We start from the raw sequence: 26,020 nt of genomic DNA on the forward strand, positions 1-26,020 counted from the left end.
AAAATAGGCGGTAAAATCGGGCTTGAAAAAACATATTCCATGTATTAGAATATAAAATTAGTTCCAATAAAAGGTCCTTTGGACATATCACTGAAACGGTGGTTATAAATTGTAATAGAATCTTCTATAAAAACTTTATATAAGAGGAAAAAGTATTGAGAGGAGTAATAGTATGATGACGAATCTTGTGTATTCCGTATTGGCGCTTGTTCTTGCGGGGAGCATTGCAGCGCTGCTGTATGCCTTTGTAAAAACGCGCTGGATTAACCGGCAGCCGGTAGAGAACGACGACTTACGGCATATCAGCGGTTATATCTCGGAAGGAGCAATGGCTTTTTTGAACCGTGAATACAAGGCATTGGTACCCTTTATTGCAGCGGTTGCCTTGTTTTTGGCTGCCGGAAATAAAGGTGCGTTAAAGATAGAAGCGCTTACTTTTGTATTGGGCGCAGCGGTATCCCTGTTGGCAGGATTTATCGGTATGAAGGTCGCAACCGCTGCAAATGCGCGCACCGCACAGGCGGCCAAAAACGGCGGCCTTACCCCTGCGTTAAAGGTCGCCTTCTCCGGCGGCAGCGTCATGGGTATGAGCGTTGTCGGTCTTGCACTGCTTGGTTTCTTTATTGTGATGCTGGTTTCGTCCCTGTCGTATGGAACGGATATCAAGACTTTTTATGATATAACGCTGCCGCTCGGAACCGCTTTTTCGCTCGGAGCTTCATCGGTTGCGCTTTTCTCCCGTGTCGGCGGCGGTATCTTTACCAAAGCGGCAGACGTCGGCGCAGACTTGGTCGGTAAGGTAGAAAAAAACATCCCCGAAGACGATCCGCGCAATCCGGCTACCATTGCGGACAACGTCGGCGATAACGTCGGCGATGTTGCAGGAATGGGTGCTGACCTCTTTGAATCCTTTGTCGGTTCGTTAATCGGGGCAATGATCCTCGGTTTAACCGTCGCCGCCTCCGATGATCTTAAATTAAAGCTTATGGTATTGCCGCTGTTGATTGCGGTTTTGGGCATTGTCGCATCCTTAATCGGAACGATATTTGTGCGTGCAAAGCCGGGAAGCGATCCTCAAAAAGCATTGAACGCCGGTACCTTTGGCGCGGCGATTCTGGCGACCGTTTTCTTATTTATCGTATTGAAGTTCTTCATCGGCGAGGAAACCTTTAACGGAAGCGCCGGTATGTATCACATCTTCGGCGCAACAATTACCGGTCTTGCATCCGGCGTACTTATCGGGCTTTTAACCGAATACTACACCGGCACGGGCAAAAAACCGGTTGTTTCGATTATGAATTCATGCGAAACAGGCGCCGCAACAACGATTATCACAGGACTCGGTGTCGGTATGCGGAGCGCTTTCCCGACCATCGTATTGATCGGAGCGGCAATCTGGGGCAGCTTCAGCTTGGCTGGCCTCTACGGCGTCGGTATTGCGGCGGTCGGTATGCTGGTTACGCTCGGTATTCAGTTGGCAGTCGATGCTTACGGCCCCATCGCGGATAACGCAGGTGGTCTTGCTCAGATGGCGGAATTCCCGGGCGAAGTACGCGAAATTACCGACAACCTCGACGCCGTTGGGAACACCACCGCAGCAATCGGAAAAGGTTTTGCAATCGGTTCCGCAGCGTTAACCGCTATCATCCTTTTCACTTCATTCAAAGAACATACCGGCGTCAATATCGTCGATATTACGAATATTCCCGTTCTGACCGGTATTTTGCTGGGCGTTGCGGTGCCGTTCCTATTCTCCGCTATGGCGATGTCCGCAGTCGGTAAAGCCGCGTACAAGATGATAGAAGAAGTACGCAGTCAGTTTAAAAACAAGCCCGGTATTTTGAACAACACTGAAAAGCCGGACTATAAGCGCTGTGTAGATATCAGCACGCAGGCAGCCATCCGCGAAATGGTTATTCCCGGTCTTGTCGCCATTATCACACCGATTTTAGTCGGCTTCGTCGGCGGTCCGGCGATGCTTATCGGGTTATTAACCGGCGTTACCGGCTCCGGCGTTGTACTCGCTATCTTTATGGCAAATTCGGGCGGTGCATGGGATAACGCAAAGAAGATGATTGAATCGGGCAGCGGCGCAGGGAAAGGTTCGGAAGCGCACAAGGCTGCTGTTGTCGGTGATACGGTTGGAGATCCCTTTAAAGATACCGCCGGTCCTTCAATCAATATTTTGATAAAGCTGATGTCGATGGTCTCATTGGTTATCGCACCGATGTTGAAAACGTTCTGGGGCTTATAAAAGAAGTCCTCTGTATAGCGCTTGCGGTACTACGCTCCGATGGGTGTAAACCGCAGGGCAAAAAAAAGCCGGTTTATGGTTGTCCATAGACCGGCTTTTTTATGTAAAGCACGGAGATAAAAACATCTAAGAAAATCAGGGATAATTCAAATAAATAATTGGTAATTATAGAAACGCTCACACAGTGCGATAAAAGAGAGCGTACAAGAAAATTTCTTTAATTACACATTACCCATTATCAATTATTTTTTCGCTTCTTCCGCTTTTCGGGAAATTTTATTCCAAACACCGAAAACCCCCATCGCTTTTTTTACGATTTTAAGGGTTTGTGCGGCTTCCGCCCGCATCTTCATCGTGCCGTTGTAAATAATCTCGTCGATGAAGCCTCGCTTGGATGCATACATCGCACGCCGTTCTCTAATAGGTTCAAGGAAAGTATTGATGGCGGCGGCGAGTTTATCCTTTACTTCAACATCGCCGACTTTTCCCTTCCGGTAGCGTTCTTTTAAATCTTCAATTTCTGCTTTGTTTGGATTAAAGGCATCATGGTAGATGAACACCGGATTCCCTTCCACGGTACCCGGAATATCGGCGCTGGTTCGGTTGGGATCGGTGTACATACTGCGTACCTTTTTTACCACCGTTTTTTCATCATCGCAGAGGAATATCGCATTGCCGAGGCTCTTCGACATCTTAGCTTGTCCATCCGTGCCGACAAGCGAGCCGTAGTCGCTCACCATAACCTCCGGCAACGGAAACACATCGCCGTACATATAGTTAAAACGCTTTGCAATTTCCCGCGTCAATTCAACATGGCTTTCGTTGTCCTTGCCGACCGGCACCAGATTTGCACGAGGCAGCAATATATCGGCAGCTTGCAGCACCGGATAGCCGAGGAGACCAAGCGGTAATTCGGAAAGGTGCGCCGCTTTTGCCATATCTTTTATAGAAGGAATACGCTGCAGTCGCGGCACGGTAACAAGGTCGGCAAAAAACAGGTTCAGCTCGCAAACTTCCGGCACTGCCGATTGCAAATAAATAACCGATTTTTCAGGATCAATTCCACAGGCTAAATAGTCCAGCGCCATTTGCCGCACATTATCGGCAAGTTCATCGATATAGTGTTTTTCGGGCTTTGTCGTCAGTGTATGCAAGTCCGCAATAATAAAAAAACATTCAAATTCTTCTTGAAGCCGTACTCGATTCCTAATCGAGCCGACATAATGCCCCAGATGAAGATTACCCGTAGGGCGATCACCCGTTAAAATTCGTTTTCTTTCCATAAAGGTGATAGTATCATGTTTATATTTAACAGCGCAAGGGTAACCGTATCTGAGTTGTTAACGGTTACCATGGGAGATGCCCTTATCTTCTTTTGCCGAATAAGCGGAGAAGCGCTAAGAAGATATTGATAAAGTCGAGATACAGCTCTAATGCGCCGATAATCGCAACCTTTTTAAAGTTTTCATTATCCTGTGCATAGCGGGCAGCTTGTGTAATCTTTTGAGTGTCATAAGCGGTTAGTCCGGTGAAAACACCGACCGTTACAAAAGAAATCAGCCAATCAAGTGAAGAAGAACGCATAAACATATTAACAAGCGAGGCAATTATCAGCCCGATAACAGCCATCATCAGGTACTTACCCGCCGATTGCAGATTATTCTTCGTTGTTGCACCGTAAACGCTCATTGCACCGAACATCAGCGCCGTTATTACGAAGATACGGACAACAGAAGTACCGGTATATACAAAGAGTACCGACGAGAGTGTCAAGCCGTTAACAATTGAGTAGATAACAAAAGAAGCGGCTGCAGCAGGGAAGCTCATCTTTCTGATGCCTGCCGACAAAATAATGACAAGCGCAAATTCCGCAATAATCAAGCCTAAGAAGGTAAAACGATTCCCAAAGATAAAATAGAGAAGCGTTTCGCTATTGAATACTGCAAAGGCTGCAATTCCGCTCATTGCTAAAGCTGCAACCATCCATCCATATACGGCGGTGATAAACCGCTGAGTGATTTTTTCATTTGCTTGCTGCAATGAAATATTGTCAGTTGATGTGTTCATACACTTAATATACAAACGAATATCTATTCTGTCAATGAATTACTTAACAGGGCACAAGGCATTAAAACCGCTATGGAGACGGCGGCTCTGATACGCTCACACGGCTCAGCCCTATAGGTAGTATTTCCGATGTTCAGGATAGACGCCCCGCTCCAGAACGCGGTTGACTTGCGCGAGCATTGCATCCCTATCCTGCGGCAGCGTCCCTTTCAGCGTTAAAAAGTTGGAGGCGTGATTGGAGCGGAAAATCACCGGAGCGGTCATCTCTTCAACATGGATATTTTCTAAAATCAGCTTTAATTCTTTAACAACTTCTTCGATCCCGACAACCGTGTAATTCCCTTCGGCGGCGGCTTTGGTAAGATAGCTGCCGTCCTCAAGCCGCAAGGTGAGCAGCCCCGCATACGTCAAATACATTTTGGAGATAATCTCACCGGTTTTAATCGCATGCTGCGTGTTATCCCGCTCCGCGCCGTTAATTCCTAAAATAAAAGTTGCCGACAGCTCCATTCCCGCGTCTTTTACTTTATACGAAAGTTTGATCAGCTCCGCCGCCGTTGTTCCCTTCCGAATAAACTTGAGCGTTTCATCATCGCCGCTTTCCACACCGAGATACAAGAGTGTCAGCCCCTTCGAGGCCAGCAGCTGCAATTCTTCCGGAGACTTCTGCCTGATATTGAGATGGGTTGCATAGCAGGACACTCGTTTGCACTGCGGAATAACGGCCGCGATCGCGTCCAGCACTGCGACTAAGTATTCCGTCGGAGCAGTCAACGCATCGCCGTCCGCCAAGAATACCTTATCGACACGGCGGTAGTGCTCGGCAAACATCACGAGTTCCTGCTTCACCGTTTCGATCGGTTTAATATGGAATTTTTTTGTCTGGTACATTCCGCAAAAGACGCAGCGGTTATACGAGCAGCCGAGCGTTACCTGCAAGATTAAAGAATATGCCTCGCTCGGCGGACGGTACAGCGGATAGTCGTAAGGGTCGTAAAGCGTATCGTACATCGGCAATTATGAAAAGAACAGCGTTCCGAAAACATCGTAAAAGAGTTTTCCGAACAGCAGTATGATGACGCAGATCATCAGAGGTTTGATAAACGCAGTACCTTTTTTTATTGCAAAGCCTGCTCCGATATAGTTCCCGATGATGCCGAATACGGCGGCGGGAATCGCGATGGAATAGATGACTTTGTTGCCGATGATGACGGCGATGAGCGACGCATAGTTCGATGCAAGGTTCAATACTTTGGCATTGCCGGAAGCGGTTTTAAGGTCGTACTTCATCCATGCGGAAAAAACGATAATCGCGATAGTTCCCGTTCCCGGGCCGATCAGCCCGTCATAGAATCCGATAACGGAGCCGGCACAGGTTGCTAAGATGAACGCTTTCTTTTTGGGTATATCGGCTGACTGATTCTCCGTACCGAAATCCCGTTTTAATAACAGCAGAACCGCGACAATCGGGAGAACGACGACCAATGCTGTTTTGAGCGTTTCTTGATTGATCATCAATGCGATTCTGATACCGATATACGAAAATATAAACGAACAGACGGCGGAAATGGCAGCAACCTGCCAGTCAACTGCGCCGTTTTTAAAAAATCGCGCTGCGGAAAGCGTGGTACCGCACGCAGCGGAAAACTTATTGCATCCGATTGCCGTATGCGGCGGAAGCCCGACGAATAGATACGCAGGCAGCGAGATTAAGCCTCCGCCTCCTGCAGCGGAATCGACAAACCCCGCCAAAAAAACAAAGAACCATAGAAAGGCAAGCGCCCAAATAGTTAAATGCATAGGTCATATTCTATCATCATTTTAGCCTTTTGAAAATATACCTTTTCAATATCTAAAACACAAAACTACAGTGTACATCATCCTAATCATACTCTTGCCGAGCCGTGACCGGATACTTCCCGAGCGGCGGCAATCACTTCTTCCGCTTGAGCCTGCGTAATCCCCGCGGCGGCGGCAGCCGCTTCGGTCGAAGCGGCTGCAAGCTTTTCAATGCTTGAAAAGCTGCGCAGCAAACGCGCAGCCCGCTTTTCTCCGATGTGGGGCAGCTGTTCAAACCGTAAGTGCAGCTCTTCTTTTGACCGCAGCCGGTTGTTGCGAGTGTTGGCAAACCGGTGTGTTTCGTCGCGTACCCGCTGGAGTACCCGCAAGGCTGCGCTCCGCCGCGGCAGTACAATCGGCTTGTTGATATGCGGCCGGTAGAGTTCTTCATTTTTTTCCGCTAAACCCACCAACGGAATATCCAGCTCCAATGCATCGAGTACCGCTTTTGCCGCATTCACCTGTCCGATGCCGCCGTCTATCATAATCAGGTCGGGCAGCTCCGCCGCTTCGTTCAGCAAACGGGTATACCGCCGCGCCACCGCTTCCCGCATAGAGGCATAGTCATCGATGATACCGTCCGTAGTACGCAGTCTGAATATCCGGTAGTTCTTTTTGTCGGGATTGCCGTCCTTAAACGAGATGAGGCTCGCAACCGTGTACTTGCCGTGCAAATGAGCGATATCGAAGCCCTCGATGCGGTGGGGCGGACGGTCAAGCGACAATATTTTTTGGAGTTCTTCCAGCGCGGGGAAGTCTCCCAGTTCCTTTACGCGGCGGGCAACGTCCTCTTTGGCGTTAAACTGAGCCATTGCAAGCGCTGTCTTATGTCGCCGAAGTACGGGAGGAGACAGACGGTCTGCCGCTGTTTGTTTTGATATCTCCGGTTCGCTTGCGCTGCCGGATACCGGCGTCGTAGCAGCCTCATCAGGTGTAATGGCTCCATATACCGGCGTTTTTTCGGCGACTGCCGATTCGGTGTTATCAATATGATATGAATGTTCGTTCACAGCGGTGAGGCTTTCCATATCCGTTGCAGAGGCTTGTTTCCGATCTTCCAACGGAATCGCCGTGATAGTAACTTTGACGCCGAGCCGGTCGGCAAACCATTGTTCTGCGAGTTCGTATTCTTGTCCCGCACTCACAAAGATATGCGGCGGAATCTGTTTCGGATCGGTGTAGTAGGCAATGAGAAATTCAGGTAAGACCTCGGATTCGTCTTTAAGGCTTTCCGTCCGGTATAAGTCCCGCCCGACAACCTTGCCGCCCCGCATTTTAAATACCGTAAACGTAATCAGCGCTCCCTCCGCCGCCCATCCGATATAATCGCGGGATTCAGGATCCATATCTTCAACGGAGTTTTGGCCTCGGAGCGCCCGTACCGCCTGCATCCCATCCCGAATACGGGCGGCCTTTTCAAACTCGCGGGCGGCAGCAGCAGCTTTCATCTTTTCCGTTAATTCGGCAAGCGGTTTTTTCACGTCGCCCTCAAGCAGCAGCGCAATTTCATCAATATCCTTCCGATAGTCGGTTTCCGAAATTTTTTCCGCACAGGGCGCACTGCACCGGCCGATATGGCAATACAGGCACGGATTCCGTTTTTTTAATCGTTTGCATTGCCGAAGCCTATACGTCCGTTTAACAAGCGATAAAAAATCATCAACGGCCGACACATTGGGGAAGGGACCGAAATACCGGGCGCCGTCGTTTTGTATCCGCCGCGTTCGGTACAGCCGGGGATAGCGTTCATTGGTAATTTTGAGTACGGGATAGGTTTTTCCGTCCTTGAGATTGATATTGTAGCGCGGCTTGTATTTTTTAATCAAATTATTTTCAAGCAGCAGCGCCTCATACTCATTATCGGTTTGAATATACTCGATACGGCGCGCGCGCGAAACGAGGATACGGGTTTTTATATCCCGCTTTGACGCAAAATACGAACTCAGCCTATTCTTGAGCGATTTCGCCTTTCCGACATAAATAACGATATCTTTTTCATCCCGCCACAGATACACGCCGCTGGTTTTAGGCGCCGACAGCGCATATTGATGAAGCGCCTCACGCACGTCCGCTTGTTCACTCATACCGTAAGGATAATACTAGTACCGGTGCATAATGGCAATATCGATTGAAAGCGCTTTCCCTCTTGCTTGTTAAATGACGGTGTTGTCGGGGATAATTGCGTTCTTGGTGATAACGTAAATGCGGTCGACAACGTGATAATAGCCGTAATCGCCGTCGGGTGGGATTTCACCCATACCGATGGATACGTTATGCCCGATGCGTGCATTTTTATCGATAATCGCTTTTTTGATATGACAGTTTTTCCCGATACCGACGCACGGAATGTCGGCTTTTTCGTCCCCCGCCTTGCTGCTTTCTGATTCGTAGTAGTCCGCTCCCATACAGACAACCCCTTCCAACACGCTGCCCGATTCGATAATGGTTCTGATACCGATAACGGAGCGGCTAATCGTTGCGTACGTGATAACACAGCCTTCGCTACAGGTAACGCGATCCAGCTGCGCCCCGTTGATTTTTGAAGCCGGCAGATTTCGGTAGTGAGTATAAATCGGCGCTTCCGCATCATAAAAGTTAAACTGCGGTGTAATCTCCGTTAAATCGAGATTCGCCTCGTAAAAACTGCGGATGGTACCGATATCTTCCCAATAGCCGTTATGCACAAACGCCGAAACCTTATGATCTTTAATCGACGCGGGGATGATCTCCTTTCCGAAGTCCGTCATGCTATTGTTTAAGCAGTCTTCCATCGCCTTTGCATTAAAGATGTAAATACCCATCGAAGCGAGATATTCTTTATCGGGGCTTGCAACGGAAATACCCGACTGTGCAGGGATCTTCCATTCATCGATGTTTCTATCGGGGCCGGGTTTTTCCATAAAAGCCGTGATATTCGATTTTTTATCAATCTGCATAATACCGAATCCGGAAGCATCGCGGCGGTTTACTGCCGTACAGGCAATGGTGATGTCTGCTCCGGAAGCTTCGTGCTGCGCTAAAAACTCTTTTAAGTTCATACGATATAATTGATCGCCTGAAAGGATGATATAGTATTTCGGATCTTGCGTTTTAAAGTGAGTAAAGTTTTTTCTTACGGCATCCGCGGTTCCTTCGTACCAGCCCGAATGCTCAAATGTTTGTTCCGCAGCAAGGATTTCAACAAAACCGTTTGAAAAACTGTCGAAGCGGTATGCCCGCGCAATGTGCAGATGCAGCGATGCGGAATTAAATTGAGTCAATACATAGATTTGCCGAAGACCTGAGTTAATACAATTGGAGATAGGGATGTCGACAATACGGTGCTTTCCCCCGAACGGTACGGCCGGCTTTGAACGGGATTGAGTAAGCGGGTATAAACGAGTTCCTTTTCCGCCTCCCAAGATAATCGATAATACTTTCGGCATATATCCTCCTTATGATATTTGCAGGGGCGCATTCCGCAAAAACCGAGAGAAGTATCTACAAGCGCGTTAGGATTTCAGCGCTGTTCTATTATTATAAGTATAAACGATGTTTTTATTTTTTGCCATAAAAAAATAAGAATTGTTCTTGCTCTTTCTACCCGCTTGACAAAGCATAGGATTATCAGTATATCATTACAGAGTATTTAGTAATCTATGCGGCATAGAGCCGTTCTCTAAAAGTCATCTGCAAAAGTAATCGTATAAAAAGTCTATCATTAGCAACATTAAAATGCTGAGCTATTTCTGCCGATATGAGAAGCGGGATACGCTTGTATTGTGTGAAACCAAAGGAGCAGTGTATGAAAAAGACACGTATGGGAAACACCGCATTAGCGGCGGTCTTGATAATGTGCATTACCGCCTTACTTACGACGTGTAAGAACAGTATCGGTTTAGGCGGTCAGATAGATATTCTTCCGCCAAATGGAGAGATTACTGCTCCGGATGGGGTAGGTGCGATACGCGGTTCATTTGTTTTAAGGGGAAAGGCGAGCGATGACGATGGTGTCGAATCGGTTTCGGTTGTTTTTGAAAACATCAAAACGAAACAAAAGAGCCAAGTATATGACGTCGGAGGATTTAGCAAAGGCAGCACCCCGGTAGAGTGGACGGTTCATATAGACAACGAAGCGAAGGAAAATGGATACAATATTCCCGACGGAGAGTATGAAGTAACGGTTACGGTTACCGATACAGGCGGAAAGACAAGCACATTTACCAAGAATTATAAAATAGACAATAGAGCACCCGAAGTAGAAATACTGAGTCCTGATTTATCGAAAAGTCAAAGTGGTGATTTTACGATGCGCGGTTCGATTATCGATATACCGAGCGGCGTCAAAAGCATAAAATATATCGTGGGTAAACAAGATAGCAGTGATATAACGGTAAAGCCCGCAGAAACCTCGCTCGAGTGGAAAGAGCTTGAGATATCGGGAGATACATGGGCTATCCCTTTTACCGATGGGGATAATATCACGCAGAAAACAAAAGCTGAAAGGATCGGTAAACAAGTTGACGGGCTCGCAGCGGGAGTAGAACTATATGATATACCGCTGTTCTTTTTAGTTGAAGATAAAGCAGGCAATGCCGGTATTATCAGTCAAATAATCAGAGTAGACCCGAACGGAGATATTCCGGAAGTAAAGGTATTGTCGCCTGAAGCGGATAAAGTATTAGGCGGAAGGATCCGTATATGGGGAACCGTGAAGGTACCTAATCCGGCAGCGGGAGTGGTCAATGCTGTACTGATTCAAATTACCGATAACACCAAACCTGAAAACCCCAATGAACCGGATTTTAGCCGGAGCGCTCTGTTTGGCGAAAGCGAGTGGTGCCCTGCCGATGGGAAACCATTAAGCTATACGGCGGGAAGTTCGTATTGGTCGGTAGAAATAAACGGAAGTAAGGAATTTGAAGCAGCAAGCGAACGGCAGCGGATTATTTGGTTTAGATTGTGCGGCAAAAATGAGAAGGGGAGAGTCGGACAATGGACAGAGCCGATTAAAGTTACCGTTGATAAGGAGGCTCCGGCTATTACCGATATGAAGGTTGCAAGCGAAAGTAAGATCGGTACGGCTATTCCTTCCGGGCAGATTGACCCCGAAAACCAAGACTATGTTTCAAATATGTGGATCAAGGGAGATGGACTGTATTTATGTGCAGAGTTATCGCATGATGCCGGTATAGAAAGGATAGATATAAGCGGGAGCTATCTCGGTACGTCTGTTTCTTTAACGGGAGACAGTGAGATAACCGGCTATCAGCTGCATAATCAGCAGTGTTTTGAAGCAGACGGTCATAACTACAAGATGCGGATACCGTTAAAGACGACGGGGAACCCTGCAAATAATAACGGATTTACGATTAATGTTACGATAAAGGCTAAAAAACAAAAAGAAGGAGATATAGAGGGGTTAACGGCTTCAACTTCATTCTCCTTTAAGTATGATAACAGCGTTCCAACCGCGGTGTTTGGTACAAAAATGTATTCATCGGGTATTGTACAGGTGAGCGGAGCTTCGTTTACCGACACTGGGTTAATAGGGAGAAGCAATATCAATGCTTCGATGAAGGTTTTTACCTCAGGGGAAGATATTGCAATTACCGCATTTGATCAGAGTACGGGGAAGGTTACGCTTGCGTCTGCTCCGGCGAATCCTACAAAGGGATATCTTATTTACAGCCCCATTGAATATTTGAGGCCTGACAGTAGCGGTAAAGTGTGGGTATCCGGCGCTGCGTATGATGTAGGCGCTGGGGTTGAAAAGGTCAAAGTAAGCTATAATGGAGTTCCGGCAAGCGAAGTTACGTTAGAGTTTCCGAGCGGCGTGCGAACGGATGTCGGTAACGGTGATGTCAACTTTGTCACATGGAAAGGTGAACTCGATGTCAGCAGTTTTGTAGATGGTACGGGGAAAATCGTCATTACGCCGATTGACCGTGCAAATAATGCCTCTGCTCCGATTGAAGTACCGGTAAAACTTAAAAAGGAGCCTTTGAAGATAAGTGCTGTAGCATTGGGAACGGATATGAACCGGAACGGCACTATCGCAGATGTCGGCTCTACGGTGGTTGAAACCAAAACATTGACGCTGACATATAACGCAGCAAATCCTGACGGTATCGACAGTGAAAAATACGATTGGCACGGTAAAGCTGACGGCGGTACGTTTAGGTTTAAAAACAATACGTCGCACATTAAAATTGGAACTGTCGGCGGAAGCGGAGATAAAAAGTATACGCTGAAATGCGTAACAAACGGTCAGGAAGTAAAAGGTTTAACAGATTTACCGGCAGACGGTGTCATTACGCTGAGTGCGGCTGATTTTACTAAAATAGGTCAAAGTGATGACCTTGCCACAAGCGACCCCAAAAAGCGTAAGCTTCTTCTTACCGTATGGGATTCTGCACAGGGGTTAACTTGCGGTACCGATACGTGGATGGCAGAACTGGAACTTGATGTTATTGTCGATACTACAGACAGAATTGCGCCCACAAACGAGATAAATCCATTTAAGTGGGTTTCCGAAACTGAAAACAGCTTGTACGGCAACAGCCGCGATAACGGTCACATCGAAATAGGAACCGATTTACCAAGTACTTTTAACCAAACAACCGGCCTTATGGACAAGGATGATAAAGTTTCCGGTAAGATAAGCATTACGGGAACTGCGTATGACGATCAGGTTATCACGGAAATTTGGGCAAAGATCGACGGCTTTACATTTACTGGCGCAAGTACTACGGATGCTCAAGTAGGTCACAGGCTTGCAACGTATAGTACTTCAACCGGTAATTTTACGGTAGAATCCGGTAATGTTGATACAAACGGATGGAAGTTTACTGTTGTATCGAATGAGTTCAGTGTTGAAAAGGGGCATACCGTTAAATGGCAGCTCGATTGGGATAGCTCAAAGATAGCGAACGGCGTAGGCTTGGATAAAACCATTACGGTAACAGTAAAAGATACCGCTCAAACAAATACCGCGTCTAATAGCAGGAAGGTGGATGTTGTGCCGTATATTACGGAGATAGTAACTGAAAAAACGCACGAAAGCGGCTTGACTAAAAATACTATCCGCTCATCGAACGGGAAATATTCGGTTATAAAAGGCAGTACGGTAGGATTCATAAAGGTAAAGGGCTTTAACTTGCCTAATCCTACTGTACGACTTGTTAAAGCAGCAGACTTGCCAACTGCTACAGAAACGACTGGAGAAGGTCTTACTGCTACCGGAAGTGGTTCCGAATTTACACTAACAAATGCTCTTTCAAAATCGGGTTATCTTGAAGTATTTGCAGGAGCTTCGAAGGTTCGTGCAATAAATAATATTAATAGCAATGAAAAAGCGTATAACAAAGAAGAAGATTTGTATTTGTTGAAAAATAAAAACTTCAACGATGACCGATATCTGCGCCTATTCGATATAAAGCAAACAGCTGTGAGAAACGGTTACTATCCTGAAATGATTATGGATGGAAATGATCCGGTGTTCGGGTATATTGATTTAAGCGGAGGACCTGATAGTGCTGTCGCATCGGGAGGCGCTGGGGCGTATCAGCCTTCACATGCAATGCCTCAGCGTGCAAAATTTAACGGCGCTACAGGCAGTACAACGGATACAGAATACCTGATAAAAGCTTCAATATGGGATCAAATGGGTATGGCAAGGGATGATGGCGGAAGATACCATCATGTAACGGTTTACGATAGAGATAAGTGCGCTATGTCCTTTATTTATGATAGGTATGCTGAATTATACGATGACGGAAAAGGTTGGGGGGCAGGTGTTCAGTATGCTAAGTATGAAGCTCAGGGTGGAAATCTTTCAACGAGGCTTAAGAATAATGCTCTCACGCTTGAAACCACCCATCATGATTCTCTGTTATTGGGCAGATATCAGTATCCGAAGATCATAACAAAAGGAAATTCTATAACTGATAAAGCTGTGGTGTATATGGCATATTATGATACTAATACAAATGATAAAAAACTCATTTTTAGAAATTTTCAGATTGGCAAAAAAGATAGTGTTACCGGTATTGACACGGGATCTTCACCTACTAAATTTGAACTATATAGTGATAGTAGTCATCTAGAATATGTGCAATGGACAAATTTAAAGGAGAATTATACAACTGCTCCAAAGGATACCAAAGAAGCTTTCCCTTCTCCTGATTACAATACAGGTCGTTTAGAACTCGTTACATCTGCTTCTCCATATTTTGATATAGGCGTACTGAGTGATGGACGTGTCGTAGTTGTATACTTTGATGAATCGGTAGGTAAGCTTAAGCTGCGTTATTCAAATGCTCCTGTAACGGGTGATGATCCTACAGCTGTGGTTGCTTGGACGGATAGTTCTATTGAGTTCCCCAACTATGTCGGTCAATATGTTTCGATGGATATCGATTCAAGCAATGGTATTCATATAGCGGCCTTTGATTCAAATAATGGAGATTTAAAGTATTTCTATCTTGACAGCTATAATGCTACTACATTGAAAACAGCTTTGGTGGATGCTGCTTTTAGCGTGGGGCAGTGGACACAAATTAAGGTTCATAATAACAAACCCTATATTGCCTATTACAATAATTCTGAAGCGGGTCAGCGAAGTGCCATCAAGCTTGCCGTTGCAAAGGATAATGTCGGTACTGTTAAAAATGGTGTCGGTACGTCAATGGGTGATGAAGCAAACAAAATAGCTGAAGGATTATATTACGAGGATGGTTTTGTAACAGGCAGGTGGGACTGTATGACTATTCCTACTCTTACGCCTGCTCAGGGCGGTACACCTAAGTTTAAGAAGGTAAATTTAGGCTTTGATACTGATGGACGGCCTGTAGTAGGCTATCTTGGAAGCAATATTGAATTCGGTAAATGGCTGGATGAGTGAGAATGCCTGATTTAGCGGATTAATAATTTAAGGGATTAACCTCAGTAAAATTAAAGGGCTGTTCTAAAAGGACAGCCCTTTTTTTGTGTTTATCTCCAGTACCTTCATTTCCATTCTTAAGCGGATTGTGAATCAGTTTTTTAGAGATGCCCATATCTTTATAGGTGTGAGATTTCTTCAAGGCTTAAGCCGGTTCCTTCTGCTATTTTGGCAATATCAATTCCAAGTCTTTTAAATGCGGTTGCAGTTTCACGAGCTTTTTGGTAAGCACCTTGTTCAATACCACGCTCAATACCTTGTTCAATGCCTTGGGCAAAGGCTATTTCATGTTCTTCCGCTCGTTGCACGGCTATATCGGTTTCATAATCATATTCAGCGAGTAACATGTTCAATACCTCCTTGGTCTTACGTTTGAGATACTCTTTCAAGATATTATTTGCTATGCATTCTTCAATCGCTTGTTGAAAACCGTTTATCTGATCTAGCTCTTTCCATCTTCTCACTGTTTCCACAAATATGCTGTATTCTTTCATAGTTTTACAGTTTGCTAATATCGGATGTTTATCGTGCTGATTAATGTTTATTACCTTAACGGTCAACTCAAGGCTTGGTTCGCCTACCTTTTCTACAAAAGCATCTGAAAGTTTTAGCATTGTAGTTTTAGGATAGTCTTCTATGCCGTTGTAAAAGACATAGAACTCAGGAGTGGGAATGTTAAGAAGTTTACGGCTATATTTTTCTTTTGATTCAAAGAGCGTTTCATACAGGCGGCTGACATACTCAAGACAGCGTAAAGGCATATTGGGGTTTATGGTTGATTGATGCTCTGCAAGTACTATGATTTTATTCTCAACGAGATAAGATACATCATTATAAAATGACATATAGAGAACCTGATCGAGTCTGACTGTTTTTAGTTGTGCTGTATCTTTAAGTGTTGTTCCATGCAGAGCATTGTATAATGAGAGGAAATTCTCTTTTGCCTTTTCATCTTCGCTGAAAAGATCGACAAATACGGAATCTTTGTACTTTCTGTTTGCAGTGCTCATAGCTGTTCTCCCTCGCTTGCTGGTAAGTATTATAGCATAGGCTAACGGATTTTTAAAGATACCGCATATTCATACTATCTGAATTATAAATTGCAACAGAAAATTAAAACTTGCAAACGAACTCAAAGGGGTATATAATAAACTTATGATAGCACGAGTTTCTGCTTCGCAAGAAGATTATTTGGAAGTTATTTATGATTTATCACACGGTACTGAGGCTGTCCGTTCAATCGATATCGCTAATTTGTTGGGGGTTTCGAGGGCAAGCGTAAATAAGCGTCTCAGTCTGTTAAAAGATTCCGGTTTTGTCGAACATGAACCCTACGGATTGGTGCGTCTTACCGAAAAAGGCTGTGCTGTTGCAAAAAATGTTCGCGAACGGCATAACACGTTGTATAAGTTTTTGACCGATATATTGGGTGTAGACGAAGAAACTGCCGATCGCGAGGCATGCGAAATGGAACATGCGATCAGCCAGGATACTTCAGATAAGCTGTATGCGTATCTTAGTAAACTCAATAAGGCTCCCGGGCCGGAAGATAAGATATCTAAAACCCAAAGGGTGCAAACCTCTTATGACCGCCTTATTAAATAACCTCTTTGCTAATTATTAATTTTCCATTTTCCGTGCTGCTGAGAAAAACGCTGTGCAGGCATAGAAATAACCCGCCCGTCTTCTCCGGCAAGTGCAATAATGCCGGTAATCAGATTTATTTCGCTGATGCGGAACAGGGTGTTATCGTAGTAGAGACTGGTGCCGATTGAGGGCAGCTTTTTCCGCGTTTCCACATACCAATCATATTCATAAGAAAGGCAACAGAGTAGACGTCCGCATTGCCCCGAAATTTTGAGCGAATTTAACGATAGGTTTTGTTCTTTTGCCATCTTGATAGATACCGGCCGCAGTTTGTCCGTTACGGCATGGCAGCAAAACGGGCGACCGCAACAGCCGATGCCGCCAGCCATTCTCGATTCATCGCGAACACCGATTTGCCGCAGCTCGATACGAAGATGCAAAATAGCAACCAAGTCTTTAACCAGCTTACGAAAGTCAATACGGGTATCTGCCGTAAAAAAGAAGATCACTTTAGGATCCTCAAGCAAGTAGTGGCAGTCAATCAACTTCATATCAAGTTTATGAATAAGAACTTTTTCTTTAAAAACTGCGCTGGCTTCCTTTTCTTTTTCAAGATTTTCATTTATACGCTGAAAATCCTTATCAGTTGCTTTCCGCGTAACCGTAACGATATCTTTAATTGCTGCTCTAATAGGATGTTGTACCAAACCCATTACACGAGCCATATCATCACCGTAGCGGGTAGGGGTAATGACATAATCACCGTCTTGCAGGTTTAAATCCGCCGTTGTCGCGTAAAAAGTCTCTTGTGAATATTCAAGCTTTAACTGATAGAGTGGTTTGGGGAAGGCTCCCTCCGGTATAGTTTCTTCCGTTTGAGGCGCATCGCTATCTTCCAAAGCGCTTAAATCATCTATTTCTTCGTATTCGGTATATGTTTCTTCAAATTCAATATCCATTTCTGACTCCTATTATGTAATTAAATCTATAATTAAGCCGTATATTTCTTCAAGCCGTTCAAGAATAAAAAGCTGGCTTTTTTGGTCACAGAGCAATTCACCTGCAAACTTGTCAAGCTTTTCATTAATAATAACAATTTGGGTGAAAGAACGCGGTCTTAAATGATTGGTCTTATCACGGCGTAAGTGAGTCCGTGTCGTAACCGTATATGCTTCATGCGCGACATAGTTGATAAAGTTTTTAACAGCCTGCTTATACCGTAAGATTGTTTCAGGATTTTGGCGCGTTCGCAAGGTATCCCCTGCAGATCGTACATCGTCTTGCAACAGAGCGATTGCTTCTTCTTGCGGTAATGTACTCAGCTGTTCGAGTATATCGACTTCGTTTCCCTGCCGGGTTTGGGGTAAGACACTTCGCAGCATCTCTTTAAATTTATTCAGTTTTTTTTTGTCTTTTTCGGATTGCGCTGTTTTGGTTTGTAAGGACGGTTGAACGGTTACCCCTGCTGCGTAAGTTGAACTTTCTATCTGATTTCCCATCTTTCTCCTTTATTTTGAGTAAGAAAAAGTGGAGGAATGGAGCGCTTGTCGGTTTGAATATTTCTTTTCCGCTTCTTCAAAGCTGTGCTGATCGCCGGTTGCGGAGCAGAATCCGTGCAGGATAACATTATCATCAACCCGTAGCTTTTTTGTTAGAACCGACCCGATAACCATCCCCGATGAAAGGACGACGACATAATCCGGCGCAATAATATCGCCCTGTACAATTCCGCCTACACTAACCGAAGCTGCACGGATATTGCCTCGTATTCGGGCTTCCTCTCCGATAATGACACGTCCCATGGTCTGTATATTGCCGTTTATATCACCGTCTATCCGTAAAAAGCCTGAAACCGTTATATTCCCGCTTATCATCGATCCCGACCCAACAATGGTGTTGATCGAAATATCATCGATAAAGTTTTTTTTTGCCATAGTTATTGCTTTGTATTGGAAGCTTTTATATTAAGATATTTAATCGGGTCTACAACATCGGAACCGATATGTACTTCATAGTGTAGGTGGGGACCTGTCGAAATACCGGTTGTTCCGATATATCCGATGGTTTGTCCCTGCTGTACATATTCACCTCTGGTTACGCGGTAAGATTGAAGGTGTGCATATCGGGTATAAAAACCGTGTTTATGCTTAATGATGATATAATTTCCCCATCCGGGATCAAATTCTACGGTAACAACTTGCCCGTCCGCAGTGGCCACGATTGGGTCTCCCGAACGATAGGTGGAAAGGTCTATACCTTTATGAATATACCACTGACCGGTAAAGGGGTGCCGGTTTTGTCCGAATGCCATCGAAATATGCCCGATGCCGCCCTTAATCGGCCAAAGGCTCGGAATATCGGAAAAGAGCGTTGTCTGCATATTAAGGAGTTTCCCCATTTCCTGTACCGGTAATACGGCATCGTTAAGGTATGAGGTAAGCTGCTGCAGCTCCGCAGCTTCTTTCAGCGAACCTTCCGCAACCTCGTGCATATTAAATAGAAAAGATAAATCTCCGTTTGCAGCTTGCCCCGCAGGAGTAGTTGTCTTTAAACCGAGTGAGGAGAAAGTTGAAGTAAGCGCTGTCTGAAAATTCCGTGCGGTTTTTAGGAGTTCATTGGTTTCATCCCGTAATACGTCCAAACTCGCCTGTGCTTTGCGGGCTTCCTCTTTGGTAGCTGAAAGGTCTTGTACCGATACGGCTGTTTTGTGTGCAAACCAAAAGAATGAAGAGAAAAAGCCGATGGCGATAATCAGTGTGAAAAGTAAGCTGAAAATACTGGTCTGAAAATTCAGCACTTTCTTTTGTGAATGCGGGACGATCATGATGGTTAGCTTTTTTCGACCGCCTGCAATGACTCGTTGAAAAAAATGCAAAACCGCTTCGGCTGCTTTCTTTATCTGCTTTGAGATATATCGTACAATATTATTTTCAGTTTTCTTATATCCTCGTGTTCGAGACACTTTTTACACCTCTTTATATAGCGCTATTGGAAAAGTATACCAATTAACGAGCTACCTGTCCAGCATTTGCATTCAGGGAAAACGTAGCAGACTAATTTTTACAGCCCGCAGAATAATGGAGACCGTTCAACCAGAGTTGAACCTCTTCGCGGTTCAAATGGTTGCCCAATCTCCATTATTCTGCGATATTTATCCCATTGGCCTGCTACGTTTTCCCTTCTTTCACAATAAACTGTGCGAAATTTTAATAAAAAATTTCGCACATATTGATAATTCAATTTTGAATTATCAATATGTGTCTTCCATTTTGATAAATTCGGCGCGGACTTTGGCGAGCCGTTCCAATTCCCGTGTTATCGTGCGTTCGTAATTGAGCTTTTTTTGCGCGATCCGTTCCCGTTCATCTTCCCAATACTGTAGATCGGTTAGAAAGAGAAACTGAAACTTCCGTACATTTGCTTTTTCAGCCCACAGCGTTGCTTCTTTCCAATAAAACAAGGCGGTGTTGTAACAATCTTCGGCCATTTTTAAACTTTCGATGTTTTGTTCTTTCCATGGCGCATTATAAAAATATGCGACCTGCTTATCGTATTTCATACCGAGCCTGAGGTGCTGTTCTACCATTTTAAGGTTTAAGTGCATCATAAAGAGATACCGGTATTTTTCCCAATCCGTTTTATCGGTGATCTTTCCTAATGCGTACAGGGGATTACAGAAATCCGCATTGATCGCCTTTTCAAGCCAATAAATGTTCTCGATCGTATCGTCGGGATACTGCTGGTAATGGATATGGTAGAGCTTATAATACTGCTCTTTATATGTTACAAAGTACGCAGGTAGCAACGCCGTTTGAGCGAAAGAGAAAAACAGTAACACTGCAGATAAACAAAAACGCCTTTTCATCTTTTATATTATCGGCAGATTACAGACAATACTCCAGATGTTTTCGTGAATTTTCGCTATTGGTTGAGCAGCATCGATACGGATAATCCGCATATCCGGCGCCGTTTCCGCGTAATACCGGAAAATGGCTTGATATTCGTCCGCAACCCTTTGTTGAAACGCCTCTTTTTCGTATATTTCCCGCGGGATGTTTCGCTTTTCGATTCGTTCCATCGCGGTTTTTGCAGGCAAGTCAAAGAAAAAGAGATATTCGGGAAGCGGAAACGGCGCATTGATTGCCCGTGCCAGTTCCTTTCCTGCTGCAAGCCCTTGATAGGCAAGGCTGGAAAACAGATACCGGTCGGAAAAAACCGCCTTCCCCGCTTGGAGCTGTGCGAAAATACCTTCTTTACCATATATATGCTCGCATCGATCCGCTCCAAAAAGGTAGGCAATCGTTTGACCATCGAATCCTGCTGCGCCTGAAAGCGCTTCGCGGATTAACTTCCCGATGGAACCGCCGGTGGGTTCACAAGTAAACAGCACGGCATCTTGCCGCCCGTGGGAAGCAAACGCTTCCTGTAACAACCGTATCTGGCTCGTCGTCCCCGTCCCGTCAAGCCCCTCAAACACCACAAAATTTTTCAAAATCATCTATAGTTTTTCCTTAGTTCTTCCTTAGTTCTTCCTTAGTTCTTCCTTTTTTCCAGCCGGTAGACAAACACATCAGGCAGAATAGATAAAAACGCAGAAAAAAATGAGGCGGTGAGACCATTTGAACTGCGAAGCAGTTCAACTCTGGTCGAACAGCCTTATTTTTTTCTGCGGGGAAATTTAAAAGGCTTCTGATGTGTTTGTTTAGCATGCTTATCTATCATAGCAATTTCTTTTTTGATATAATAGCCCCTCGATGAAACCTGTCGCACGGTCTAAAATAGAATTTTTACTATTTTTATGTATACTTATTCTCTCTTTTGCGGCGCTCCGCCCTCTGATGCAAACGCTGGAAAAAAAATTGGCAGCCGTGCGTTCGCTGGTTTTGACGGAGCTGGAGGAAACGTATAATGTACGCTTATCTTACGAATCGCTTTCTCCTTCAATATTGCGCTCGGTTTCATTACGGAATGTAAAAATCTTTGATGCGGAACATAATGGAGAAATTGCTTCTTTTGAAGATTTTTCCGTTCAGTACCGTTTTTGGGCGCTCATCTTCGGAAATACTGCCGAGATATTAGATTCCGTGAATATTGCCAACGGCTTTATTGATGCAGACTTGATAGAGAATAAATCGCTTGCCGAAAAGCTCAACACAGTGCGGAAATCTCCAAGTTCCACCCAATCTTCTGTAAATGCCGAACAGATTCTTTCTTTTTTCTCCTCGCAGCTGCTGAACATCCACATTAAAAATGTTCGTTTAAGATTTAGAAATACCGTACATGATATCAACGCAAAGATAACGGATGGATATGTCGCTATCGATGCGGATGCTGTAACGGTCAGTCTTAGCAGCGCTGCCTCTTATCGGAATAGCGATTATACGGCCATCGGTCAAGCTGAAACGGACTTTACTATCGAAGGAAAATTCAACAAAGATTTGACTGCCGGTTCGGTAGTTGCCGATTTTTCTCATATTTCTACCGATCGGTTCGGTATATACCGGCTCAAACTGTTTGCGGATTACCGGGATAAGGTTTTTACCTTTAATACCATGCAGGATTTTCAGCCGATTGACTTTACCGCAAGCTGGAATATTGCAACAAACGATATAAACGGAAGGTTCAGCTGCAAAGATTTTGCCCCCTTGCAGTCCGTTAGGGTCTATAATGCCCCCAAAAGCCTCACCCAATTTGCTTCCATGACAATGTCCGGCAGCTTTCAATTTGCTCTTTCGGGGCGGCATATCCAATGGAATAGCGATTTAAGTTTTGCGTTACCGTCGCTAGTGTTCCCTTCATACCGCTTCGCGGCTTCCCAACTGAATCTTGAAGCGGAGGGAGATGATAAGAGAATCAACATTTCACAGCTTTCGCTATTGGGAAAAGATGCGGATGTGTTTTCTCAATTTAGTTTTGACCTCAACACTAAGATCCCTACAGGGAAGGCTGTTGTAAAACGGTTTAAGCTTCCGTCCGGCGCTTCAGTGGCTGCGGATTTTCAGTTTTTTAAGCAAGGAAAGTCGTTCTTCTGCAAAATACCATCGCTTACCGCCGGCAAAGGGGCACTTCATAACATCATTTTAGCTGTTAACCCTTCGGCACGGAAAGCTGATTATACCTTATCTGCCGAAGACGGATATGGAAAGTATCGTTTTGACGGATCTTATATCTATAACGAAGGTAGCGCTTCCGCTTCTCCTCATTTTGCAGAGTTGCATGGGGCATTCGATGCCGTCGGTATCGGTACAATCTGCAACTTTATTCAGGCAGCGGTTCCTGAAGCGGATATACCGCAGGCAGCGGTTGAATCGCTCCAATGTACAACCGAGTTTTATATTTCGAGTGATTTACGCAGTTTCTCATATAACTGCATCAGGTTCGTTTTAGTTTCAAATACACTTGATGACTTTTATGCGCTGTTATCGGTAAAAGGGAATCAATCTTCTTTTGCGCTAACCGATATCGAACTATCTTACAAAAATATGTCCGTCCGCGGGAATATCAATGCCGATTTTGATCGTTTAAACGACATCATTTTTACCGGTTCTTTAGCTATTAACTCGATCGGTTATCAGCTACAGGGCTTCTTTTCTCAGAATGTTCTCAATATTTACGGCGACTATGGTCTCGCAATTAGCGCCCTTTATGAAAAAGGTACCGGCTTCAAAGGAAGCGTTAAAACTAATGAAATACCGCTGCCTTTTCTGCCCATCTTTTTAACTTTGGATTCGGAGTTTCAATATCATAACCGCACGGATTGGTTTTATACTATTGACAACGGATATGTCAGTTATGGAACTCCTGCTTCGTTAACTCCGGCAAAGATTGGCTTGCATTTTATGGGAAAAGCAGATCCTTCGGGACTGCTTTTGTCTGAAGTCAAACTTGGTGATGACGAAGCGCTGACTGGTACGTTGGCTATAACGGCAGTTTCCATACCTGATAATGAGGGCGGAAAAAACTATACTGCTGCAATGAATCTCGTTTCTCCCGATGCCGCCGAAAAGGTTGAGTGTGCCGCAACGTTTGATTTTTCAAGCGGAGATATCCGTGCCGCCGGCTCGCTTAAACTTGATAATATCTCGGTGGATCGGTTTTTATATAGCCAAGGGAAAAAGCATACTGTGTCGGCTGATGCCGCTTTTTCAATCGATCCGGATTCCTTTTTAGCTCGATTGGATTTGTCTCAACTTTCAATGTTTGTACAGGGCGAAGATCTGAATATAGTCGGTTCCCTTGTGGTGGAAGATGAAAAAGCGGAACTGAATATTACGCAGCTTGGATGGGGGATGCATGAAGCTTCCAATATAACGGGCAATTTCTCGTTAGCAGAGATGACCGGAAGGCTTGATGCCGATTATACCGGTACGGTTGCCGATAAACAGCTAAAAGCGCATATCGGTACTATGTATACCGGTGTACAACCTGATGAAAAAACAAAAGCTGCATTCTTTTCCCTGCTCAAAAACGTAGGAGCGCGCTTTACGATTAACACTTACTTGAGCGATTGGCAGTTCGGTGATTTTACCGGGAAGAACACTGTTCCGCTTTCAATGATCCGTGATCCGGGCGTTACTGCGTTTTATGCCGGAAAAAATGATGAGATAACCGGCTTTATCTTAGATGACGGTGTAGTGTCGCTCAAATTAGCGGAAACACTGCCGCTTAAACTCAATTTGGACGGTACCGTAAAAAAAGAGGCGTTAAATCTGCAAGTAACCGATATCCGAGCAGATGTTAAACGAATATGGGACATAACCGGCCTTGACTATGTGCTTTTTCACGGCGGGACGCTTACCGGAGATTTGACTATCGGGGGAAAACCGATGGAACCTGAGTTTAACGGAAAATTAGTCGGACAGAATATAACCGTCAATTCTCCCAATTATGCACCGGAGATATATGGGCCTGTTTTACTCGACATTATTGCGGACGGTACGGGGCTTGAGGTACCGTATACCGTATTGAAAGGTCCGTCGACGGATATTTGGGCGCGGTGCACTGCGGAGTTTTCAGGTTGGATCCCTGACAATATTTCAGTCCAATGCGGGACGCTCGGAACCAAGATGGGAGTATTTAAGACCGACAATATCCTGTTCCAAGCGGACGGTCTTGCCGGTTGTACTGTTGAAATAAAGGTAACCCCTACACTTGTCGGCGTATACGGCTCCGCAACATTTGATTCAGGCTACTTTGTGGTTAAATTTAACGATTTTGATAAGTTCAATGCCGAATACGGAGGGGAGGGGGATACCGCTTTTGATATGAAGCTGGATTTACAGTTTGGCCACAAAGCTGAATTCCGTTGGCCGACAGCAGATTTTCCAATTTTAAGAACACTTGTGCCTACGGATTCTCCGCTTTCGTTGATTTCCGATGCCGGAACCGGTAACTTTACAATGAAAGGTGATGTAAAGATGCGGGGAGGGGAAGTGTTTTATATTAAGCGTAGTTTCTATATCCGTGAAGGGGCTATTACTTTTGCAGATGTGGCTAACGAAATTGAACCGTTGGTAACTTTAAGGGCGGAAATCCGCGATCGTGACAGTAGCGGTGAACCGTTGCGGCTTGTCTTGACGACAAAAGATCAGTCATTATTCAGTTTTAATCCTGAAATTAGTTCGGATCCGCCCCGTTCTACGAATGAAATTATGCAGCTATTGGGACAAGTGGCTATCGGCGATACGGGCAAAGATAATCTATGGCAAAATCTGCTGGTTTCCAGTTCCGATATCCTTGCACAAGTAGGCTTTCTTAAAAAAGTGGAAAGCAAAGTCAGGGATTTTATAGGGTTGGATGCTTTTTCCTTCCGTACATTGTTGCTGCAAAATGCCATTTTTGGTAACCTGTTCACTGCAAATCAGAATACTACTTTAACAATGAGTAACTATCTTGATAATACGAGTGTTTATATAGGGAAATATTTCGGTTCGGCTATCTATGCGGATGCGCTGCTGCACTTAAGCCACTATGATTCAAAATCGCTTAAGAACGGCGGCTCAAAGCGTCCTGTTTATAAGGATATTTTATTTCAGCCGGAAATCGGTTTGGAAATGGCAACTCCCTTCTTTTTGCTGCGTTGGTCAGTCGCCCCTACAAAACCGGATACCTTATTTGTAGGAGATACTGCATTGACTTTTTCATGGAAATATTCATATTAAAACTCGGGGCTGTCAAAAACTGAAAGCCTATCGGCTTTTTCTGTATTGTATAAAGATTTAATTTTAAACTCGCGGGGATAGCGAAAAAGTAACCAACTTTTGAGACATCCCCTCCGTGCAGCGCAAAAAGGTTGCCGTGCGATAATGCTATCGTTGATAAGATAATGTAAATGAGATAGAGGAGTCTTT

The 26,020-nt window shown here is 44.8% G+C and carries 17 protein-coding genes; 4 read left to right on the plus strand and 13 right to left on the minus strand.

Annotated features, from left to right (window positions below; all coding sequences use genetic code 11):
* Positions 1-172: 172 nt before the first annotated feature.
* Complete coding sequence (locus tag ABK01_RS03960; protein WP_212566158.1) at positions 173-2,254, plus strand: sodium-translocating pyrophosphatase; 2,082 nt, start codon at positions 173-175, stop codon at positions 2,252-2,254.
* Between the two features lie 242 nt (positions 2,255-2,496).
* On the opposite strand, the gene trpS is transcribed toward ABK01_RS03960, so the two are convergent.
* From trpS to ABK01_RS03990, 6 genes are all read right to left on the minus strand, one after another.
* The gene (gene trpS / locus ABK01_RS03965; RefSeq protein ID WP_212566159.1) at positions 2,497-3,537 is read right to left on the minus strand and encodes a tryptophan--tRNA ligase; all 1,041 of its coding nucleotides are present in this window, start codon (positions 3,535-3,537) and stop codon (positions 2,497-2,499) included.
* A gap of 82 nt (positions 3,538-3,619) precedes the next feature.
* On the minus strand, positions 3,620-4,321 hold the full coding sequence (locus tag ABK01_RS03970; RefSeq protein WP_212566160.1) for a Bax inhibitor-1/YccA family protein: 702 nt from the start codon (positions 4,319-4,321) through the stop codon (positions 3,620-3,622).
* A gap of 111 nt (positions 4,322-4,432) precedes the next feature.
* Positions 4,433-5,332 carry a radical SAM protein gene (locus ABK01_RS03975; protein ID WP_212566161.1) on the minus strand — a complete coding sequence of 300 codons (900 nt, stop codon included), beginning with the start codon at positions 5,330-5,332 and terminating at the stop codon, positions 4,433-4,435.
* A gap of 6 nt (positions 5,333-5,338) precedes the next feature.
* A complete protein-coding gene (locus ABK01_RS03980) occupies positions 5,339-6,121 on the minus strand; it encodes a sulfite exporter TauE/SafE family protein (protein WP_253676318.1) in 783 nt (260 codons plus the stop codon).
* 86 nt (positions 6,122-6,207) lie between these two features.
* Complete coding sequence (uvrC, locus tag ABK01_RS03985) at positions 6,208-8,244, minus strand: excinuclease ABC subunit UvrC (protein WP_253676319.1); 2,037 nt, start codon at positions 8,242-8,244, stop codon at positions 6,208-6,210.
* 69 nt (positions 8,245-8,313) lie between these two features.
* Positions 8,314-9,585: a glucose-1-phosphate adenylyltransferase gene (locus ABK01_RS03990; RefSeq protein ID WP_253676320.1), complete on the minus strand. Its 1,272-nt coding sequence runs from the start codon at positions 9,583-9,585 to the stop codon at positions 8,314-8,316.
* A 359-nt stretch (positions 9,586-9,944) separates the two neighbouring features.
* Here ABK01_RS03990 and ABK01_RS03995 point away from each other — a divergent pair, with 359 nt between their 5' ends.
* The gene (locus ABK01_RS03995; RefSeq protein ID WP_253676321.1) at positions 9,945-15,044 is read left to right on the plus strand and encodes a hypothetical protein; all 5,100 of its coding nucleotides are present in this window, start codon (positions 9,945-9,947) and stop codon (positions 15,042-15,044) included.
* A 158-nt stretch (positions 15,045-15,202) separates the two neighbouring features.
* On the opposite strand, the gene ABK01_RS04000 is transcribed toward ABK01_RS03995, so the two are convergent.
* Complete coding sequence (locus ABK01_RS04000) at positions 15,203-16,093, minus strand: Rpn family recombination-promoting nuclease/putative transposase (protein WP_212566166.1); 891 nt, start codon at positions 16,091-16,093, stop codon at positions 15,203-15,205.
* A 145-nt stretch (positions 16,094-16,238) separates the two neighbouring features.
* On the opposite strand from ABK01_RS04000, the gene ABK01_RS04005 reads away from it, so the two are divergent.
* Positions 16,239-16,688: a metal-dependent transcriptional regulator gene (locus ABK01_RS04005; protein WP_253676322.1), complete on the plus strand. Its 450-nt coding sequence runs from the start codon at positions 16,239-16,241 to the stop codon at positions 16,686-16,688.
* A gap of 8 nt (positions 16,689-16,696) precedes the next feature.
* On the opposite strand, the gene ABK01_RS04010 is transcribed toward ABK01_RS04005, so the two are convergent.
* From ABK01_RS04010 to tmk, 6 genes are all read right to left on the minus strand, one after another.
* Entirely contained in the window at positions 16,697-17,629 is a 933-nt protein-coding gene (locus tag ABK01_RS04010; RefSeq protein ID WP_253676323.1) for a PSP1 domain-containing protein, read from the minus strand.
* A gap of 12 nt (positions 17,630-17,641) precedes the next feature.
* A complete protein-coding gene (locus ABK01_RS04015; protein ID WP_253676324.1) occupies positions 17,642-18,169 on the minus strand; it encodes a YaaR family protein in 528 nt (175 codons plus the stop codon).
* Positions 18,170-18,178: 9 nt separating this feature from the next.
* Entirely contained in the window at positions 18,179-18,604 is a 426-nt protein-coding gene (locus ABK01_RS04020; protein WP_253676325.1) for a bactofilin family protein, read from the minus strand.
* 2 nt (positions 18,605-18,606) lie between these two features.
* Positions 18,607-19,632: a M23 family metallopeptidase gene (locus ABK01_RS04025; RefSeq protein ID WP_212566169.1), complete on the minus strand. Its 1,026-nt coding sequence runs from the start codon at positions 19,630-19,632 to the stop codon at positions 18,607-18,609.
* 288 nt (positions 19,633-19,920) lie between these two features.
* Complete coding sequence (locus ABK01_RS04030) at positions 19,921-20,535, minus strand: hypothetical protein (RefSeq protein WP_212566170.1); 615 nt, start codon at positions 20,533-20,535, stop codon at positions 19,921-19,923.
* Positions 20,536-20,538: 3 nt separating this feature from the next.
* Positions 20,539-21,168 (minus strand): dTMP kinase, encoded by a 630-nt coding sequence (tmk, locus tag ABK01_RS04035; protein ID WP_212566171.1) that lies wholly within the window; start codon positions 21,166-21,168, stop codon positions 20,539-20,541.
* Between the two features lie 340 nt (positions 21,169-21,508).
* Between tmk and ABK01_RS04040 the strand changes: the two genes are divergently transcribed.
* Positions 21,509-25,831 carry a translocation/assembly module TamB domain-containing protein gene (locus tag ABK01_RS04040; protein ID WP_230974590.1) on the plus strand — a complete coding sequence of 1,441 codons (4,323 nt, stop codon included), beginning with the start codon at positions 21,509-21,511 and terminating at the stop codon, positions 25,829-25,831.
* The last annotated feature ends 189 nt before the right edge of the window (positions 25,832-26,020 follow it).

Origin of the sequence: Treponema sp. OMZ 305 (assembly GCF_024181325.1) — a bacterium.
In the GTDB taxonomy this organism is placed as follows: domain Bacteria; phylum Spirochaetota; class Spirochaetia; order Treponematales; family Treponemataceae; genus Treponema.

Bases quoted from the DNA above. Each gene is read 5' to 3' on its own strand.
- ABK01_RS03990 (WP_253676320.1), bottom strand. From the start codon at position 9,585: ATGCCGAAAGTATTATCGATTATCTTGGGAGGCGGAAAAGGAACTCGT.
- ABK01_RS03975 (WP_212566161.1), bottom strand. From the start codon at position 5,332: ATGTACGATACGCTTTACGACCCTTACGACTATCCGCTGTACCGTCCG.
- ABK01_RS04030 (WP_212566170.1), bottom strand. From the start codon at position 20,535: ATGAAAAGGCGTTTTTGTTTATCTGCAGTGTTACTGTTTTTCTCTTTC.
- uvrC (WP_253676319.1), bottom strand. From the start codon at position 8,244: ATGAGTGAACAAGCGGACGTGCGTGAGGCGCTTCATCAATATGCGCTG.
- ABK01_RS03995 (WP_253676321.1), top strand. From the start codon at position 9,945: ATGAAAAAGACACGTATGGGAAACACCGCATTAGCGGCGGTCTTGATA.
- trpS (WP_212566159.1), bottom strand. From the start codon at position 3,537: ATGGAAAGAAAACGAATTTTAACGGGTGATCGCCCTACGGGTAATCTT.
- ABK01_RS04040 (WP_230974590.1), top strand. From the start codon at position 21,509: ATGCAAACGCTGGAAAAAAAATTGGCAGCCGTGCGTTCGCTGGTTTTG.
- ABK01_RS04015 (WP_253676324.1), bottom strand. From the start codon at position 18,169: ATGGGAAATCAGATAGAAAGTTCAACTTACGCAGCAGGGGTAACCGTT.
- ABK01_RS03970 (WP_212566160.1), bottom strand. From the start codon at position 4,321: ATGAACACATCAACTGACAATATTTCATTGCAGCAAGCAAATGAAAAA.
- ABK01_RS04005 (WP_253676322.1), top strand. From the start codon at position 16,239: ATGATAGCACGAGTTTCTGCTTCGCAAGAAGATTATTTGGAAGTTATT.
- ABK01_RS03960 (WP_212566158.1), top strand. From the start codon at position 173: ATGATGACGAATCTTGTGTATTCCGTATTGGCGCTTGTTCTTGCGGGG.
- tmk (WP_212566171.1), bottom strand. From the start codon at position 21,168: ATGATTTTGAAAAATTTTGTGGTGTTTGAGGGGCTTGACGGGACGGGG.
- ABK01_RS04000 (WP_212566166.1), bottom strand. From the start codon at position 16,093: ATGAGCACTGCAAACAGAAAGTACAAAGATTCCGTATTTGTCGATCTT.
- ABK01_RS03980 (WP_253676318.1), bottom strand. From the start codon at position 6,121: ATGCATTTAACTATTTGGGCGCTTGCCTTTCTATGGTTCTTTGTTTTT.
- ABK01_RS04010 (WP_253676323.1), bottom strand. From the start codon at position 17,629: ATGGATATTGAATTTGAAGAAACATATACCGAATACGAAGAAATAGAT.
- ABK01_RS04020 (WP_253676325.1), bottom strand. From the start codon at position 18,604: ATGGCAAAAAAAAACTTTATCGATGATATTTCGATCAACACCATTGTT.